Here is a 13,659-nt window from a genome sequence, read left to right on the forward strand (position 1 = left end):
CCCCGGCCCTACCGGCGGACCCTTATCGTAGGGACGCGCGCGACACCGCAGGAACCCGTGGCGGCGCGGCACCGCTTTTCAGGAGGATTGCATGCGTACCCGCCGTGATCAGGTCCAGGCGTACCGCTTCGTCACCCGCCGCATCGTATCGGCGGTGGTCTCGGGTGAGCCGGAGACCAACGAGCTGCCGATGCGCCGCCTCGGGCTGGCCCTGTTCGGCAGCGTGCTGGTGGGTGCGCTGGTGCTCGGCGTGTTCGGCGCCTACGGGCTCCTGACCGAGAACAAGGCGCCGCTGGCGAACGACACGCTGGTGATCGACAAGGACTCCGGCGCGACGTACGTCTACACGTCGAACAAGCTGTTCCCGGTGGCCAACTACGCGTCCGCGCGCCTGATCCTCGCCACGGACGCCCCGGAGATCCGCCGCGTCTCGGCCGGCTCGCTGAGGGACAAGCCGCGTGCTCGGACCGTCGGGATCATGAACGCGCCGGACGCGCTGCCGGACCCGAAGAACCTGTCCGGCTCGACCTGGCGGGTGTGCTCGAACCTGACCGCGCTGGAGGGCGACGCGCCGATCAGCAGCCTGGTGGTGGGCCGGTCGCTGAGCGGCGCGGCCACGCTCGCCGGGGACGAGGGCCTGCTGGTGCACGTCGGCGAGGTGCAGAACAACACCGCGGTGTTCTACCTTGTGTGGAACAACACCCGGCTGGCCGTGCCGCGGCCCGCGCTGGTCGGCCTGGACCCGACGGACTCGATCAAGGTGGCCGAGGAACTGGTCAACGCGATCCCGGCCGGGCCGAATCTGGCGCCGGTGGAGCTGCCGGGCCAGGGCTCGCCGGCCGAGGAGCCGGTGGACGGCAGGTCCGCGGCGGTCGGCACCGTGTTCAGGGTCGGCGACCGGTTCTACGTGCTGGCCGAGTCGGGGCTGGCTCCGGTCGGGAACCTGATGGCGCAGCTGTTCCAGGACAACGGCGCGGAGGTCCGGGACACCACCGCGCAGGAGGCGGACCGTCGTCAGGCGACCACGCGGGTCGAGCCGGACGGGTTCCCGTCCGAGATGCCGCGGCTGAGCCAGACCGTGACGAACCGCAGCAACAGCGCGATCTGCGACTTCTACGACGTGGGCGACAACCGGAACACCGTCGAGGTGTACGCGACCCGCCCGGCCGAGCTGGCCGCGGCCCTGGACGACGGCACCGACTCCGCGACCCGGGCCGCGACCGCCACGGTGGACCGCGTGCTGGTGACCGGTGGCACCGGCGCGCTGATCCAGCCGGCACTGCCGGGCGGCACGGCCGCGCCGGGCTCCACCGTGTTCCTGCTCACGGACGAGGGCCGGATGTTCGCGCTGGGTACCGCTGGCGGTGACGCAAAGACAGCGCTCGGCTACGGAGGGTCGAGCCCCTCGCCGGTTCCGGCCAGTCTGATCGATCTGATCCCGGCCGGGCCGACACTCGACATCGAGCTGGCGCGCCGAACCGTGACGAGCGCGGCGACAACCGGATAGTTCGGACACCTGACGGGCGGCCCCTGCAACGGCGTGCATCCATTGGTTACGCTGGCACTTCGGGATAACCGCGGTGGTTCGTCGATGCCTGAGTCGCCGTCGTCCCGGTGCAGTCCAGCCGAATCGAACATCGCTATAGACGGGGAGGCGAACGGTCATGAGTCCGGCTGCTCGCGGTGGAAACACCACTGTAGACGTCGATTCACTGCAAGAGTTCCAGGACCAGCTCAGAGCGCGGCTCAGCGAGGTCGACCACGTGATCAGCGTGCTCAGCAACCGGCTGAGCGCACCGCTGCCGGTCGGCACGTTCCACCACGCGTCGACGATCAGCACGAACTACTCGACCCGGCAGTCCCAGCACCTGGCGAACGCGCGCCGGCTTCGGACCGCGATCGTCGCCGCGCAGACCGCCACGGCCGAGATCCTGCGCAACTACACCACGACCGAGGAGCTCAACCGGGTCAGCGCCGACGAGATCGCGTCGACCGTGGGTGACCTGGCCGCACCGCTGCGAGGAACGGGCAATGTCTGACCTGAGGTCGTACTACGAGAACGAGAGCCACGAGACTCTCTACAACCAGCTGCAGAACGGCGACCCGGCCGCGGTCGAGGCCGCGAGCGCGGACTGGAGCACGGTCTCCGGCACGCTCGACGACATCTCGACCGCGCTGACCCGCGATCTGGCCTCGCTGAACGAGAAGTGGAGCAGCGACTCCGGCGACGAGTTCAGCCGCCGGGTGACCGTGATCGCCCAGTTCGCCTCGGACAACGCGGAGCTGGCCGGGCAGGTGAAGCTCGCGCTCACCTCGTTCGCGGCCGACCTGAAAACCGCCCAGGCCAAGGTCGACGATCCGGCGGACACCGACGACAACACCAGCACCTGGGGCGGCGCGCTCACCGGCGGCGCCGTGGCCGGTGTGCCCGGCGCGGTGGTCGGCGCGGTCTGGGGTCACAACCGCGACGAGGAGCAGCGGGAGAAGGCGAAGGCGCGCACCGTCGAGCTGATCTCCAACCTCGCCGGCGACTACCAGATGTCCTGGTCCGGCGGCAGCGTCCAGCCGCCGATCGCCCCGGCGGACCTGCCCGGCTCGGTCGACAACGACGGGCCCGGCAGCGCGAGCGGCCCGGGCGCGACCAACGTCAGCGGCCTCGGCGGCACCGGCACCAGCTCGTCGTCCGGCTCCGGCCGGGCCGGCGCGCCGGACAGTCCGTCGCTGGTCTCGGACACCGGCACGCCCGGTGATCGCGGCGACACCACCGGCGGCGGACCCTCGACCTCGGTCGGTGACGTCACCGGTGGCGGCGGGAACGGCACCGGTCTCAGCGCCGCCACCCCAGGTATCGGCACCGGCACGGGCACCGGCACCGGTCTCGGCACCGGTGGTGGTGGCGGTGGCGGTGGAGGTGGCGACAGCCTCGGCGGCGGTGGCCTCGCGCTCGGCGGTCTCGCCGCGGGCGCCGGCGGTCTCGCCGCGGGCGCGCTGGGCCTCGGCAACAGCGGCCAGTCGGCCCGTCCGGGCGGTGCCGGCTCCTCGGCGATGAAGCCGGGCGGCAACACGGGCACCGGCGCGGGCAAGGGCACCGGCGCGGCCGGCGGCGGCAAGGACCGGCTGGGCGTGCCCCGGCAGGGTGTCGGCGGCGTCGACGGCCACCACGGCCTGCAGAACCGCAACGCGGCCGGTGCGAAGGGCGCCCAGAGCGCGGCCGGCGGCCGTGGCCTGACCGGCGAGGACGAGGACGCGGACGACCGCACCACCTGGCTGACCGAGGACGACATGGTGTGGGGCCAGGACGGCTCCGCTCCCCCGCCGGTCCTCGGCGGCCGCTGATCCGTCACTGATCGCCGGCGGCCCCCGGACGTGGGGGCCGCCGGCGATCAGTGCGTCGTGCCCGGTTTGCCGAGCGGCACGGTCAGCACGGCCTCGGTGCCGCCGCCGTCCCGGTTGCGCAGCTCGATCGTGCCGCGCAGCTCCCCGGTGGCGAGCGAGCGCACGATCTGCAGGCCGAGCCGGCCGTCCCGCCCGTCCACGAAGCCGTCGGGCAGGCCCTGGCCGTTGTCGGCCACCGTGACCAGCAGCTGTTTGCGCTGCCGCAGGACGGTGACCACCACCTCGCCGACCGGTTCCGCGTTGCCCTCCGGCACGGTGAGCTCGGCGGAGTCCGGGCCGTCCTCCTCGTGCGCCGGGAAGCCGTGCTCGACCGCGTTGATCAGCAGCTCGTTCAGCACCATGACCAGGCTGGTGGCGGTCTCCGCGGCGAGCACGCCAAAGCTGCCCTCGCGCCGGATCGCGACCGTGAAGTCGGTCGCCGCGACCTCGGTGGCAGCGGTCGCCACCCGGTCCAGGATGCCGTCGAACTCCACGGTCTCGTTGCCGTTGCCGGTCATCGACAGCGTCTCGTGCACCAGCGCGATCGACGCGACCCGGCGCACCGACTCCTGCAACGCGGCCTTCGCGGACGCGCTGTCCACCCGGCGGGCCTGCAGCCGCAGCAGCGCGGCCACGGTCTGCAGGTTGTTCTTGACCCGGTGGTGGATCTCCCGGATGGTGGCGTCCTTGGTGACCAGCGCGCGATCCCGGCGGCGCACCTCGGTCACGTCGCGGACCAGCACCAGCGCGCCGATCGGCACGCCGGCCGGCATCAGCGGCAGCGCGCGCAGCAGCACGGTGGCGCCCCGCGCCTCCATCTCCCGCCTGGCCGGCGCCTCGCCGCGCAACGCGGAGAGCATCTTCGCGGTGATGTCCGTGCCGTCCAGCGGGTCCCGGGCCAGGCGGCCGGTCAGCGCGGGCAGGTCCTCGCCGACCAGGTGCGAGGAGAAACCCAGCCGGCGGTACGCGGACTGCGCGTTCGGGCTGGCGTAGGTGACCCGCCCGCTGGCCGCCAGCCGGATCAGGCCGTCGCCGACGCGCGGCGCGGACGTGGTCTCGCCCGGGTGCCGGGCCGGCGGGAACGTGCCGTCCGCCACCATCTGCGCCAGGTCGTCCGCGGTGGTCAGGTAGTTGAGTTCCAGCTGGCTGGGCGTGCGCGCGGTGGAGAGGTTGGTGTCCCGCCCGATGATCGCGATGACCTCGCCGGGCTCGCCGTCGTCGTCCCGGGTGCGCACCGGGATCGCCTCGTGCCGGGCGGGGGTCTCCCCGTACCACACCGGGTCGCCCTCGCGCCAGATCCGCCCCTGGTGGTGCGCTATCACCAGGTGCGCGACCTCGGCACCGCCGATGATCCGCCCGACCTGATCATCCAGGTACGCCGTCGGCCCGGTGGTCGGCCGCACCTGCGCCACGCAGAGGAACGACCGCGCCGTGCTCCGGTCGCCGACCGGCACCCAGAGGAGCAGATCGGCGAACGACAGATCGGACAGCAGTTGCCAGTCGCCGGCGAGCCGGTGCAGGTGATCGATGTCGGCGGAGGAGAGCTTGGTGTGCTCCTCGACGAGGTCGCGCAGCGTGGACACGCCGCCAGCCTTTCACAGCCGTGTTTCGATCCAGGCCCGGTGCGAGCGAGAGCACCAGGATCAAACCCTCGAAGGCGATCTTCCCACTTCCGGCGTGGCCGGGTTCCCAGTGCTCCCGCGGGCACCGGTCGGCCGCGGGCGGCCTCCCTGCACGTTGAGCGGTCGGCCGGCAGAACCACCCGACCCCACCACGGGCCGCGGCTTCCGGCGGGAATCGCGCGGTCCTTCCCGGCCATCCGCCCAGCACGCGGCGCGGCCGCGGGCGGGACAGCCGCGGGGATCGCGTGGGGTCACCCAGCCACCCGCCCGGCTGGCTCCGTCGCCGCGTGCGGAGCGGAGCGCTAGCGGAGTCGGAGCACTCGGCGCGGTTTGCCCGCGGGAGCAAACGGGCCGTACCGCGCCGGAAGCGGGAAGATCCGGAAGTTGAATTCGGTCTTTCGGTCAGAGGGTCGCGGTGACCTTCTTCAGGCCGCGGGGGGCGTCCGGGTCCTCGCCGCGGGCGACCGCGAGCGCCAGCGCGAGCTGCTGGGCCGGGAGGATGTCGAGCAGCGGGGCGTAGCGCTCGTCCAGCTCCGGGATCACGATCCGGGCGGAGGCGCCGGGAACCTCGCCGGAGCCGATCGCCACCACGTCCGCGCGGCGCTCGGTCAGCCGGCCGAGCACCTCGGTCATCGAGGCGCCGCCGGGACCCGCGCCGACGACCGCGAGCACCGGCACGTCCGGCGCGGCGAGCGCGAGCGGGCCGTGCATCAGGTCGGCGCCGGAGAACGACAGCGACGGCAGGTAGCAGGTCTCCATCAGCTTCAGCGCGGACTCGCGCGCGGTCGGGTACGCATAGCCCCGCCCGGTGGTGAGGATGCGCGCCGCGAACCGGTAGCGCGCGGCCAGCTCGGTCGCGGTGGGGTCGGCGAGCACCCGCTCCGCGTGCGCGGGCAGCGCCTCCAGGATCGCGCGCTCCTCGGCCGGCAGCGCGCCGTCGCCGGCCCGGACGCCCTCGATCAGCATGAGCAGCGTCTGCAGCTCCGCCACGTACGACTTCGTGGCCGCGACCGCGCGCTCGTGCCCGGCCGCGACGTCGATCACGTGCTCCGCGGCCTCGGCCAGCGGCGAGTCCGGCACGTTGACGACCGCGACGGTGAGCGCGCCGGACGCGCGGGCCACCCGCATGACCTCGGTCAGGTCGGGCGAGCCGCCGCTCTGGCTGACGCCGATCACCAACGCCTGGGACAGGTCGGGCCGGGCGCCGAAGACCGTGATCGAACTGGGCGAGGAGCTGCTGGCCGGGAGCCCGAGCCGGATCTCGGTGAGGTATGCCCCGTAGAGCGCGGCGTGGTCGGACGTGCCGCGCGCGACGAAGACCACGTGCTTCGGGCGGCGGGCCACGATCGCGGCCGCGACCGTGGCGATCGCGGTGGCGTGCGGCGTCTCGAGCAGGCGGGCGATGCCGGCCGGCTGCTCCGCGATGTCGGCGGCCATCCCGGCCCCGGGCTGCACCTCAGGCATGACGACTCCTCGCGCAAACGGTGTTCACTCCGTGCTCAATGCTGCACGAATCAAGCAGTTTTCGCAACCAATCGCGCAACAGCGGCCGGGATGGATGCGTAGGCCGCGCCGTGCCATAGGCTGCGGTTGCGGGGTGACGATCAACGACAGCTCGGCAGCCGGACATAGGCCTTCACAAGGGACATAAGGCTTTGACTGAGGGGATAGGCGACCCACGCCTCTCCGCGGAGGGCGAACTGGCCCTGGCCCGGATGGCGCTCGACGAGGCGGACTTCGGGCACGCCGCGGACCACGTGGCCGGCGCGCTCGCGCACGCCCCGACCATGCCCGAGGTGCACGAGCTGCTCGCGAAGCTGGCCGCGCGCACCGGCGGCGCGCTCGACCTCTATCCGCTCGCCGACCACGTGTTCATCGGCGCCGTGGTGGCCCGCAGCCACCTGCTGGCCGCGGCCGGTCAGCCCGGCGAGGCGCTGGAGCTGCTGGCCGCCGCGACCGGGCACGCGCCGAACGCGGACTGGGCCGGTGTGCCGTGGGTCGCCGACCCGGAGCTGGCCACCCGGATCGAGCCGGATCAGCTGGCCCGCACGATCATGCAGGTCTGCGCGGGCGTGCCGGACCCGGTGCCGGACGAGCAGCGCGGGCCGCTCCAGCCGTACCTGCGGGTCGCCAAGCACGCGGCCACCGCGCATCCCGGGCATGCGCTGCTGCTCGGCGCCGCGTCCGCGCTGGCCCGCCGGATGGGCGAGACCGCGATCGCGATCGACTGGGCGCAGCGCGGCGTGCGGGTCGCGCCGACCAAGCTCGGCGAGGTGTGGCTGGGGTACGCGTACCGCAGCGCCGGCCGGACCAAGGAGTCGATCGCCGCGCTCCGCCGGGCCGTCGCGCACGACCCGGCCGACCTCTCCGTCTACGCCGACATCGCCGGCACGCTCGCGGACAGCGGTCAGCTGGACGAGGCGATCCGCTGGATAGACGACGCGCTGGCCCGCGACGCGGAGTTCGACTGCGCGGTGCACACCGCCCACCGGCTGCGCTACCGGCGGGACGGAAAGCTCTCGCACCTGGTCGCGCTGGCCGACTTCCAGCGGCACCACCCGGACGACTCGCACGAGCACACCGATCTGGCGGAGTGCTGCCAGGACCTGCCGTGGCTGGGCCGGCTGCCGGCCGCGGGCGAAGCGGTGATCAACGTGTTGCGGCAGATGCTGGAGACCGAGGGGCCGATCACCGGCGGGCGGCTGCGGCTGAGCAACCTGGAGCCGCCGTCCGCGATGCGCACGGTCGGCGCCGCGCTGCCGGACATGGCGGTGATCGTCGAGCGGGTTCCGGAGCCGGATCTGCGGCTCCCCCGGCGTACCGGCGGACGGTCGGTCTGGGAGTTCTTCGAGACGGACGCGCTGCCCGCGTTGCGCGAGCCGTCCGAGGCCGCGGTCGAGCGGATCCGGCAGATCGCGCTGCCGGCCTGGCCGCACCCGCAGGCCGCCTACGACGCGGCGCTCTCGCTGGCACTGCTGGAGATGGACGACCTGCTGGCGCTGCTGGTGCACCCGCCGGCGCCGCCCGCCACCGAGCTCGGCACCGCCCTCGCCGCCCACGACCCGTCGCTCTGGGTGCGCAGTGTGCAGGTGTGGGCGTGTCTCGGGCTGCTGCACCACCGCACGGACGAGCCGTGGGAGAGCAGCACGCGGCGCCGGGTGCTGGCCGACCTGGCCTGGGGCGTGGAGGACTGGATCACCGAGGCCGCGCTGTTCGCCCTGGTCACGGCGGCCTGGGTGGCGCCGGAGGTGCGGGCGGACGTGGCCGGCCTGATCCGTGACCGGCTGGCCGACATCGCGGTCGTGGTGCGGCAGCGCCCGGTCACGATCGCCTGGTCGGTGGCGCAGCTCGCGCTGGCCACACCGGAACTGGACGCGAAGACCGAGCTGATGGCGCGGGCGATCATCGCGGCGGAGCGCCCGGTGGAGGAGCCACCGGCCCCGCCGCCACCGCGCAGGACCGGCTTACTCCGGCGGCTGTTCAGGCGATGACCGCGATCAGGTCGCCCTCCTGCACGACGTCGCCCTCGTGCACCGCGACCTGGGTCAGCGTCCCGTCCGCCTCCGCGACGACCGGGATCTCCATCTTCATCGACTCCAGGATGACCAGGGTGTCACCCTCGGCCACGGTGTCGCCCTCGCTCGCCACGACCTTCCAGACGTTGGCCACCATCTCGGCGTGGATCTCCTCGGACATCGCTCCCGGTCCCTCCGTCGTCGCGCCTCGTCACCCTGCATCCAATCATGACGCGGGCGCCCGCAGGCCGGGCTCGCCCGCCATCTAAAATCACGGGTGGACCAACGCCGCCTCGCTGCTCGCAGAGCGGGAGTGCGGCGCACCGACGAGCGGAAGGACGCGGCCATGGCGAAGAAGGCCCGTAAGAAGAAGGCCCGTAAGAAGAGCGGCGCCAACCACGGCAAGCGCCCCAACAGCTGAGCACGCGAAAAGGCCGCCGTCCCATCCGGGACGGCGGCCTCTTCATGAAAGCTCAGTCGGGCAGATATTCCCGGGTGCCGGCCTCGACGGACAGCTCCCCCAGTTTCGCGCGGAGCCGCGCCCGCAGTTCCTCCGGCGCGGTCTCGTCACCGCAGCAGCGGGACACCAGCGCCTTCACCTCCTGCTCGATGCCGAACTCGCGGAGGCACGGCGAGCACTCGTCCAGGTGCTCGCGGATCACCTCACGCCGCCCGTCGGCGCACTCCAGGTCGAGGTACAGATAGACCTCGCCGAGCACTTCGTCGCAGTCCGTCTCGTGTGGCTCGCCGCAACTCACCGCGTCACACCTCCTGCGCTGCCGCCGACTCGGGGGACCGGTTGAAACCCCGGTCCGCAGCGTAGCGCTCCAGCAGCTTGCGGAGGTTACGCCGGCCTCGGTGCAGCCGCGACATCACGGTGCCGATCGGCGTGTTCATGATGTCCGCGATCTCCTTGTAGGAGAAGCCCTCCACGTCCGCGAGGTAGACGGCGAGCCGGAACTCCTCCGGCAGTGCCTGCAGCGCGTTCTTGATGTCGCTGTCGGGCAGCCGGTCCAGCGCCTCGGTCTCGGCCGACTTCAGCCCGCTGGACGTGTGCGACTCCGCCTCGGCGAGCTGCCAGTCCGTGATCTCCTCGGTCGGCGCCTGGATCGGCTGACGCTGCCGGCGACGGTACGAGTTGATGTACGTGTTCGTGAGGATGCGGTACAGCCAGGCCTTGAGGTTCGTGCCCTCCTCGAACTGGTGGAAGGCCGCGAACGCCTTGAGGAACGTCTCCTGCACCAGGTCTTCCGCGTCGGCCGGGTTCCGCGTCATGCGCAGGCCCGCCGCGTACAACTGGTCGACGAACGGCATCGCGTCGCGCTCGAAGCGCGCGCGCCGTTCCTCGGCTGTCTCCGCTCGGGTCACCCGATCGTCTCCCCTCCGCTGTCCCGCAGAGGATACGTGGAGTGTCCCGCCAATGGTTTCGGAAACGTCCGGTGTCAGGTGTGTCACCCGACTGGTAGTCGTCAACACAGACAATTTGCCCCGATCTTCGGCTTCGGCCGGCGCTGCGGGCCACTCGGGACCGTTCAGCAGCGCCCTGACGCGCTCGGCGCCTGGACCAGTCGATGCCCGGTCCGGACCGCGTACTGCTGATCGCACGAGATCCACCCCTTCCGCTCGTTGCCTCCGGGGGCTTCAACCACGAGCACGGCCTCGACATTCCAAGACCGATCCGGGGGTACGGCGTGAGCCGCGGCTCAGTTCGCCCAGCCGTTCCGGCGCAGCCACTCGACGACCGCAGCCGCGATGCCGGCCGGGTCGCGCTTGAGATCGTGGGTCTCGCCGGGCCGGACGAGCACCTCGACCGAACCGGCCGCCTCCGGCACGCCGAACGCGTCCCGGTCGCCGTTGACGCACAGTGTGGGCAGGTCGGTCTCCAGCTCGGGCGCGCGAGTCCTCTCGGGCTTGCCCGGCGGGTGCAGCGGGAACGCGAGCGCCACGATCGCGGCCGCGCCGAGCTCCCGCGCGGTGCGGCAGGCGACCCGGGCGCCGCTGGACCGGCCGCCGAGCAGCAGAACCGGGTCCGGGTCGATGCGCCGCAGCTGCCGGACCACATCGGTGAACGCCTCGTCGAGGTGGTTCGCGGGCGCGGGCGCGCGCCGGCCCGCCACCCGGTACGGCTGGGTCACCCGCGCCACCAGCACGCCGGCCGCGTGGGCCGCGTCGCGGAGTGCCACCAGGTCGGGCGCGTCCACGTCGCCACCGGCACCGTGGCCCAGCACCAGCAGGCTCACGGGCTCGGCCTCGGGACGATCGACGTCCACCCGGGCCGGCCCGCGAGCCGTGCCGATCATTGCGTCGCTCATACCGGTCATCCCACCACGGTGCGGTGGCGTCGCGGCGCTCGATCTCCCGCGTGACCGGCCCGTCTCAACGGCCCAGCGGCACCAGAGCCAACAGCCCGCCCCGGACCGGAGGACCGTCCACCTCGAAGACGAGCTCGCCGCTCTCCCGGCCGGCGTCGTCCCGCGCCTGTTCCTGCCAGACGCGGAGCATGGCCCGGCGCTCGCGCGGGGTCGTGCCGCCCCAGACCCCGTGGCAGTCACCCACCGTCAGCGCCCAGGCCAGGCAGGCGCCCTGGACCTCGCAGGAACCGCACATGGCGATCGCCGCGTCCGCCGGCTCGTTCGGAGCCGGGAAGAACGTCTCCGGATCGACGCTCTGACAGACCCCCCGGGTCCGCCAGGCCTCGTCCAGGCTTCGCTCGTCGAGGGCGCGGAGCAGTCGCGGATCCTTGCGAGCTGCGGCGACCTCTTGCGGGCGTGGCATGCGCGCCCGTGTCATTCACCCACCTCCCCCGTGGGGCTGGCAACGTTTTCTCCCTTGCGGCGCGACCACACCGAAACCCCAATCGCGCCAACCGCCGGCGCTGTGTTCTACCGCACTTCACATAGGACAGGCAAGGGTTTCTATCCAATATCGGGGAATTGCTCACATCTTTTTACAAAGGAGCGGGGATCAGAAGAGCGTCAATGTCGCCGGGTCGTCCGGCGCCGGGCGAAGCGCATCCGCTGCAATTGGGGCAATGAGTTCAGGACCGTCATTCCGGACGTTGCCGACAGCCGGCCCGACCGGCCGCAATTCCAGCCCCGCGAGGTAGTCGTCGGGCGGCGGCGCGAGCAGCGACTCCTCGCCGGCGGGCGCGCCGAGCCAGGCGTCCCACCGGCCGGGCGGCAGCAGCAGCGGCATGCGGTCGTGCACCGCGCTGAGCGTCGCGCGCGCGGCCGTGGTGATGATGCTGCAGGTCAGGATCGCGTCGTCGCCCTCGCCCCAGACGGACCAGAGCCCGGCGAAGGCCAGCTCGCCGCCGTCGGCCGGGGTCATGTAGTAAGCCTGTTTCGCGCCCTTGCCCTCGGGCTTGACCCACTCGAACCAGCCGTCCGCCGGCACCAGGCACCGGCGCCGCGCGAACGACGGCGCGAACGCACGGGACGTCGCGACCGTCTCGGCGCGCGCATTGATCATGCGGGCGCCGGCGCGCGGATCCTTCGCCCAGGGCGGCAGCAGTCCCCATCGCGCGGATTGCAGAACTCGCAGTTCACGCCGGTGGGAGACGCGGACGATCGGCACCGGATCTGTCGGCGCAACATTGAATCGCGCGGTCATCGGCATTTCGGTCTCGTCCTCGGCACCGAATAGCGCGCTGAGATCCACGGAACTCCGGGTGGTCGCATACCTGCCGCACATGCGGTCCACGCTACGCCGCCGGTACGACATTCTCCCGGACCGCGCGTTTCCCGATCAGCGAGAGAGAGACGGAGAGCAATGGGCGAACACGTCAGACTGTAATCGTGGCAAAACTCACCGTCATACCGTGGCGCGCGCCCGTCGCGGCCGGCCCCGTGGACGCGGTCGTCCACCTGCCCGGTTCGAAGTCCGTCACCAACCGCGCGCTCGTCCTCGGCGCGCTCGCCACCGGCCCGTCCACGCTCTCCTCGCCGCTGCTGGCGCGGGACAGCGCGCTGATGGTGGCCGGGCTGCGCGCGCTCGGCACGCACGTCTCCACGGCCGCGGACGACCGCTGGGTGGTCCGCCCCGGGCCGCTGCACGCGGCCGGCCACATCGACGTGGGCCTGGCCGGCACCGTCATGCGGTTCCTGCCCCCGGTGGCGGGGCTCGCGGCCGGGCCGGCCACGTTCGACGGCGACGCGCTCGCCCGGCGGCGCCCGCTGGGGCCCCTGATCGACGCGCTGCGCCGGATCGGCGTCCGGGTGGACGGCGGCCCGGGCGGCGTGCTGCCGCTGACCGTGCACGGCACCGGCGAGGTCCGCGGCGGCGAGGTGGTGATCGACGCGTCCGCGTCCAGCCAGCTCGTCTCCGGCCTGCTGCTGGCCGCGGCGCGGTTCGCACGCGGCATCACGGTGCGGCACGTCGGTCCGCCGGTGCCGGCCGCACCGCACCTGCGGATGACGGTGCAGATGCTGCGCTCCGCCGGGGCCGGCGTGGACGACGCCACGCCGGACGTGTGGAGCGTGGCACCCGGCCGGCTCTCCGGGCGCGGCTGGGAGATCGAGCCGGACCTGTCCAGCGCGCTGCCGTTCTTCGCGGCCGCACTGGTCACCGCCGGCACGGTGGTGCTGCCCGGCTGGCCGCGCAGCAGCATGCAGCCGGTCGAGCAGCTGCGCGGGCTGCTCCGAGCGATGGGCGCGGACGTCCGGCTCGGCACCGGCGGGCTGACCGTGCGCGGCACCGGCCGGGTGCACGGGCTGGACGCGGACCTGTCCGGGCTGAGCGAGCTGGCCCCGGTGCTGGCCGCGCTCGCCGCGCTGGCCGACTCGCCGAGCACGCTGCACGGCGTCGGGCACATCCGCGGCCACGAGACCGACCGGCTCGCGGTGCTGGCCCGCGCGCTCGGCACGCTCGGGGCCGAGGTCACCGAGCTGGCGGACGGCCTGCGGATCGTGCCGCGCCCGCTGCGCGCCGGCGTGGTGGACACCGACCGCGATCACCGGATGGCGCACGCGGCCGCGGTCATCGGCCTGGCGGTTCCCGGCGTGGAACTGAGCGACGTAGCGTGTACCTCGAAGACGCTGCCCGACTTCCCGGCACTATGGTCGGCGATGATCGCGGGCGACTGAGCATTGTTCGGCGCGGTGGAGACCGGCACCGCGAACCGCGGTGACGAGCGGGTCGAGTTCGGC

At 72.9% G+C, this 13,659-nt stretch carries 14 protein-coding genes; 6 read left to right on the forward strand and 8 right to left on the reverse strand.

Going from position 1 to position 13,659, the window contains the following annotated elements:
* Nucleotides 1-91 precede the first annotated feature (91 nt).
* The 3 genes from eccB to J2S43_RS30315 all read left to right on the forward strand — a co-directional run bounded on the left by eccB (nt 92) and on the right by J2S43_RS30315 (nt 3,336).
* Nucleotides 92-1,507, forward strand: coding sequence for a type VII secretion protein EccB (gene eccB, locus J2S43_RS30305; RefSeq protein ID WP_306834982.1), 1,416 nt, complete (start codon nt 92-94; stop codon nt 1,505-1,507).
* Nucleotides 1,508-1,664: 157 nt separating this feature from the next.
* Nucleotides 1,665-2,039 (forward strand): DUF2563 family protein, encoded by a 375-nt coding sequence (locus J2S43_RS30310; RefSeq protein ID WP_503125035.1) that lies wholly within the window; start codon nt 1,665-1,667, stop codon nt 2,037-2,039.
* Nucleotides 2,032-3,336: a WXG100 family type VII secretion target gene (locus J2S43_RS30315; RefSeq protein WP_306834984.1), complete on the forward strand. Its 1,305-nt coding sequence runs from the start codon at nt 2,032-2,034 to the stop codon at nt 3,334-3,336. Before J2S43_RS30310 ends, J2S43_RS30315 begins: the two co-directional genes overlap by 8 nt.
* A gap of 47 nt (nt 3,337-3,383) precedes the next feature.
* On the opposite strand, the gene J2S43_RS30320 is transcribed toward J2S43_RS30315, so the two are convergent.
* Both J2S43_RS30320 and J2S43_RS30325 read right to left on the reverse strand, forming a co-directional pair.
* A complete protein-coding gene (locus J2S43_RS30320) occupies nt 3,384-4,958 on the reverse strand; it encodes a sensor histidine kinase (protein ID WP_306834985.1) in 1,575 nt (524 codons plus the stop codon).
* A 441-nt stretch (nt 4,959-5,399) separates the two neighbouring features.
* Complete coding sequence (locus J2S43_RS30325; protein ID WP_306839533.1) at nt 5,400-6,434, reverse strand: SIS domain-containing protein; 1,035 nt, start codon at nt 6,432-6,434, stop codon at nt 5,400-5,402.
* A 278-nt stretch (nt 6,435-6,712) separates the two neighbouring features.
* Between J2S43_RS30325 and J2S43_RS30330 the strand changes: the two genes are divergently transcribed.
* Nucleotides 6,713-8,488: a tetratricopeptide repeat protein gene (locus J2S43_RS30330; protein WP_306839536.1), complete on the forward strand. Its 1,776-nt coding sequence runs from the start codon at nt 6,713-6,715 to the stop codon at nt 8,486-8,488.
* Here J2S43_RS30330 and J2S43_RS30335 read toward each other — a convergent pair.
* Complete coding sequence (locus tag J2S43_RS30335; RefSeq protein ID WP_306834986.1) at nt 8,478-8,693, reverse strand: biotin/lipoyl-binding carrier protein; 216 nt, start codon at nt 8,691-8,693, stop codon at nt 8,478-8,480. The genes J2S43_RS30330 and J2S43_RS30335 overlap by 11 nt on opposite strands.
* 165 nt (nt 8,694-8,858) lie before the next feature.
* Between J2S43_RS30335 and J2S43_RS42305 the strand changes: the two genes are divergently transcribed.
* A complete protein-coding gene (locus J2S43_RS42305; protein ID WP_369700219.1) occupies nt 8,859-8,933 on the forward strand; it encodes a 50S ribosomal protein bL37 in 75 nt (24 codons plus the stop codon).
* Between the two features lie 52 nt (nt 8,934-8,985).
* Here J2S43_RS42305 and rsrA read toward each other — a convergent pair whose 3' ends face one another.
* From rsrA to J2S43_RS30360, 5 genes are all read right to left on the reverse strand, one after another.
* On the reverse strand, nt 8,986-9,270 hold the full coding sequence (gene rsrA / locus J2S43_RS30340) for a mycothiol system anti-sigma-R factor (protein WP_306834987.1): 285 nt from the start codon (nt 9,268-9,270) through the stop codon (nt 8,986-8,988).
* 4 nt (nt 9,271-9,274) lie between these two features.
* A complete protein-coding gene (locus J2S43_RS30345; protein ID WP_370881793.1) occupies nt 9,275-10,117 on the reverse strand; it encodes a sigma-70 family RNA polymerase sigma factor in 843 nt (280 codons plus the stop codon).
* Nucleotides 10,118-10,215: 98 nt separating this feature from the next.
* Nucleotides 10,216-10,824 (reverse strand): alpha/beta hydrolase family protein, encoded by a 609-nt coding sequence (locus J2S43_RS30350; protein ID WP_306834988.1) that lies wholly within the window; start codon nt 10,822-10,824, stop codon nt 10,216-10,218.
* A 64-nt stretch (nt 10,825-10,888) separates the two neighbouring features.
* Nucleotides 10,889-11,302 (reverse strand): WhiB family transcriptional regulator, encoded by a 414-nt coding sequence (locus J2S43_RS30355; RefSeq protein ID WP_306834989.1) that lies wholly within the window; start codon nt 11,300-11,302, stop codon nt 10,889-10,891.
* Between the two features lie 174 nt (nt 11,303-11,476).
* Nucleotides 11,477-12,205: an SOS response-associated peptidase gene (locus tag J2S43_RS30360; RefSeq protein WP_306839540.1), complete on the reverse strand. Its 729-nt coding sequence runs from the start codon at nt 12,203-12,205 to the stop codon at nt 11,477-11,479.
* A 104-nt stretch (nt 12,206-12,309) separates the two neighbouring features.
* Between J2S43_RS30360 and aroA the strand changes: the two genes are divergently transcribed.
* Nucleotides 12,310-13,596 (forward strand): 3-phosphoshikimate 1-carboxyvinyltransferase, encoded by a 1,287-nt coding sequence (gene aroA / locus J2S43_RS30365; RefSeq protein WP_370881672.1) that lies wholly within the window; start codon nt 12,310-12,312, stop codon nt 13,594-13,596.
* Nucleotides 13,597-13,659: the final 63 nt, after the last annotated feature.

Source organism: Catenuloplanes nepalensis, from assembly GCF_030811575.1.
In the GTDB taxonomy this organism is placed as follows: Bacteria; Actinomycetota; Actinomycetes; order Mycobacteriales; family Micromonosporaceae; genus Catenuloplanes; species Catenuloplanes nepalensis.

Bases quoted from the DNA above. Each gene is read 5' to 3' on its own strand.
- eccB (WP_306834982.1), top strand. From the start codon at position 92: ATGCGTACCCGCCGTGATCAGGTCCAGGCGTACCGCTTCGTCACCCGC.
- J2S43_RS30310 (WP_503125035.1), top strand. From the start codon at position 1,665: ATGAGTCCGGCTGCTCGCGGTGGAAACACCACTGTAGACGTCGATTCA.
- J2S43_RS30315 (WP_306834984.1), top strand. From the start codon at position 2,032: ATGTCTGACCTGAGGTCGTACTACGAGAACGAGAGCCACGAGACTCTC.
- J2S43_RS30325 (WP_306839533.1), bottom strand. From the start codon at position 6,434: ATGGCCGCCGACATCGCGGAGCAGCCGGCCGGCATCGCCCGCCTGCTC.
- J2S43_RS30330 (WP_306839536.1), top strand. From the start codon at position 6,713: ATGGCGCTCGACGAGGCGGACTTCGGGCACGCCGCGGACCACGTGGCC.
- J2S43_RS30335 (WP_306834986.1), bottom strand. From the start codon at position 8,693: ATGTCCGAGGAGATCCACGCCGAGATGGTGGCCAACGTCTGGAAGGTC.
- J2S43_RS30350 (WP_306834988.1), bottom strand. From the start codon at position 10,824: ATGAGCGACGCAATGATCGGCACGGCTCGCGGGCCGGCCCGGGTGGAC.
- J2S43_RS30355 (WP_306834989.1), bottom strand. From the start codon at position 11,302: ATGACACGGGCGCGCATGCCACGCCCGCAAGAGGTCGCCGCAGCTCGC.
- J2S43_RS30360 (WP_306839540.1), bottom strand. From the start codon at position 12,205: ATGTGCGGCAGGTATGCGACCACCCGGAGTTCCGTGGATCTCAGCGCG.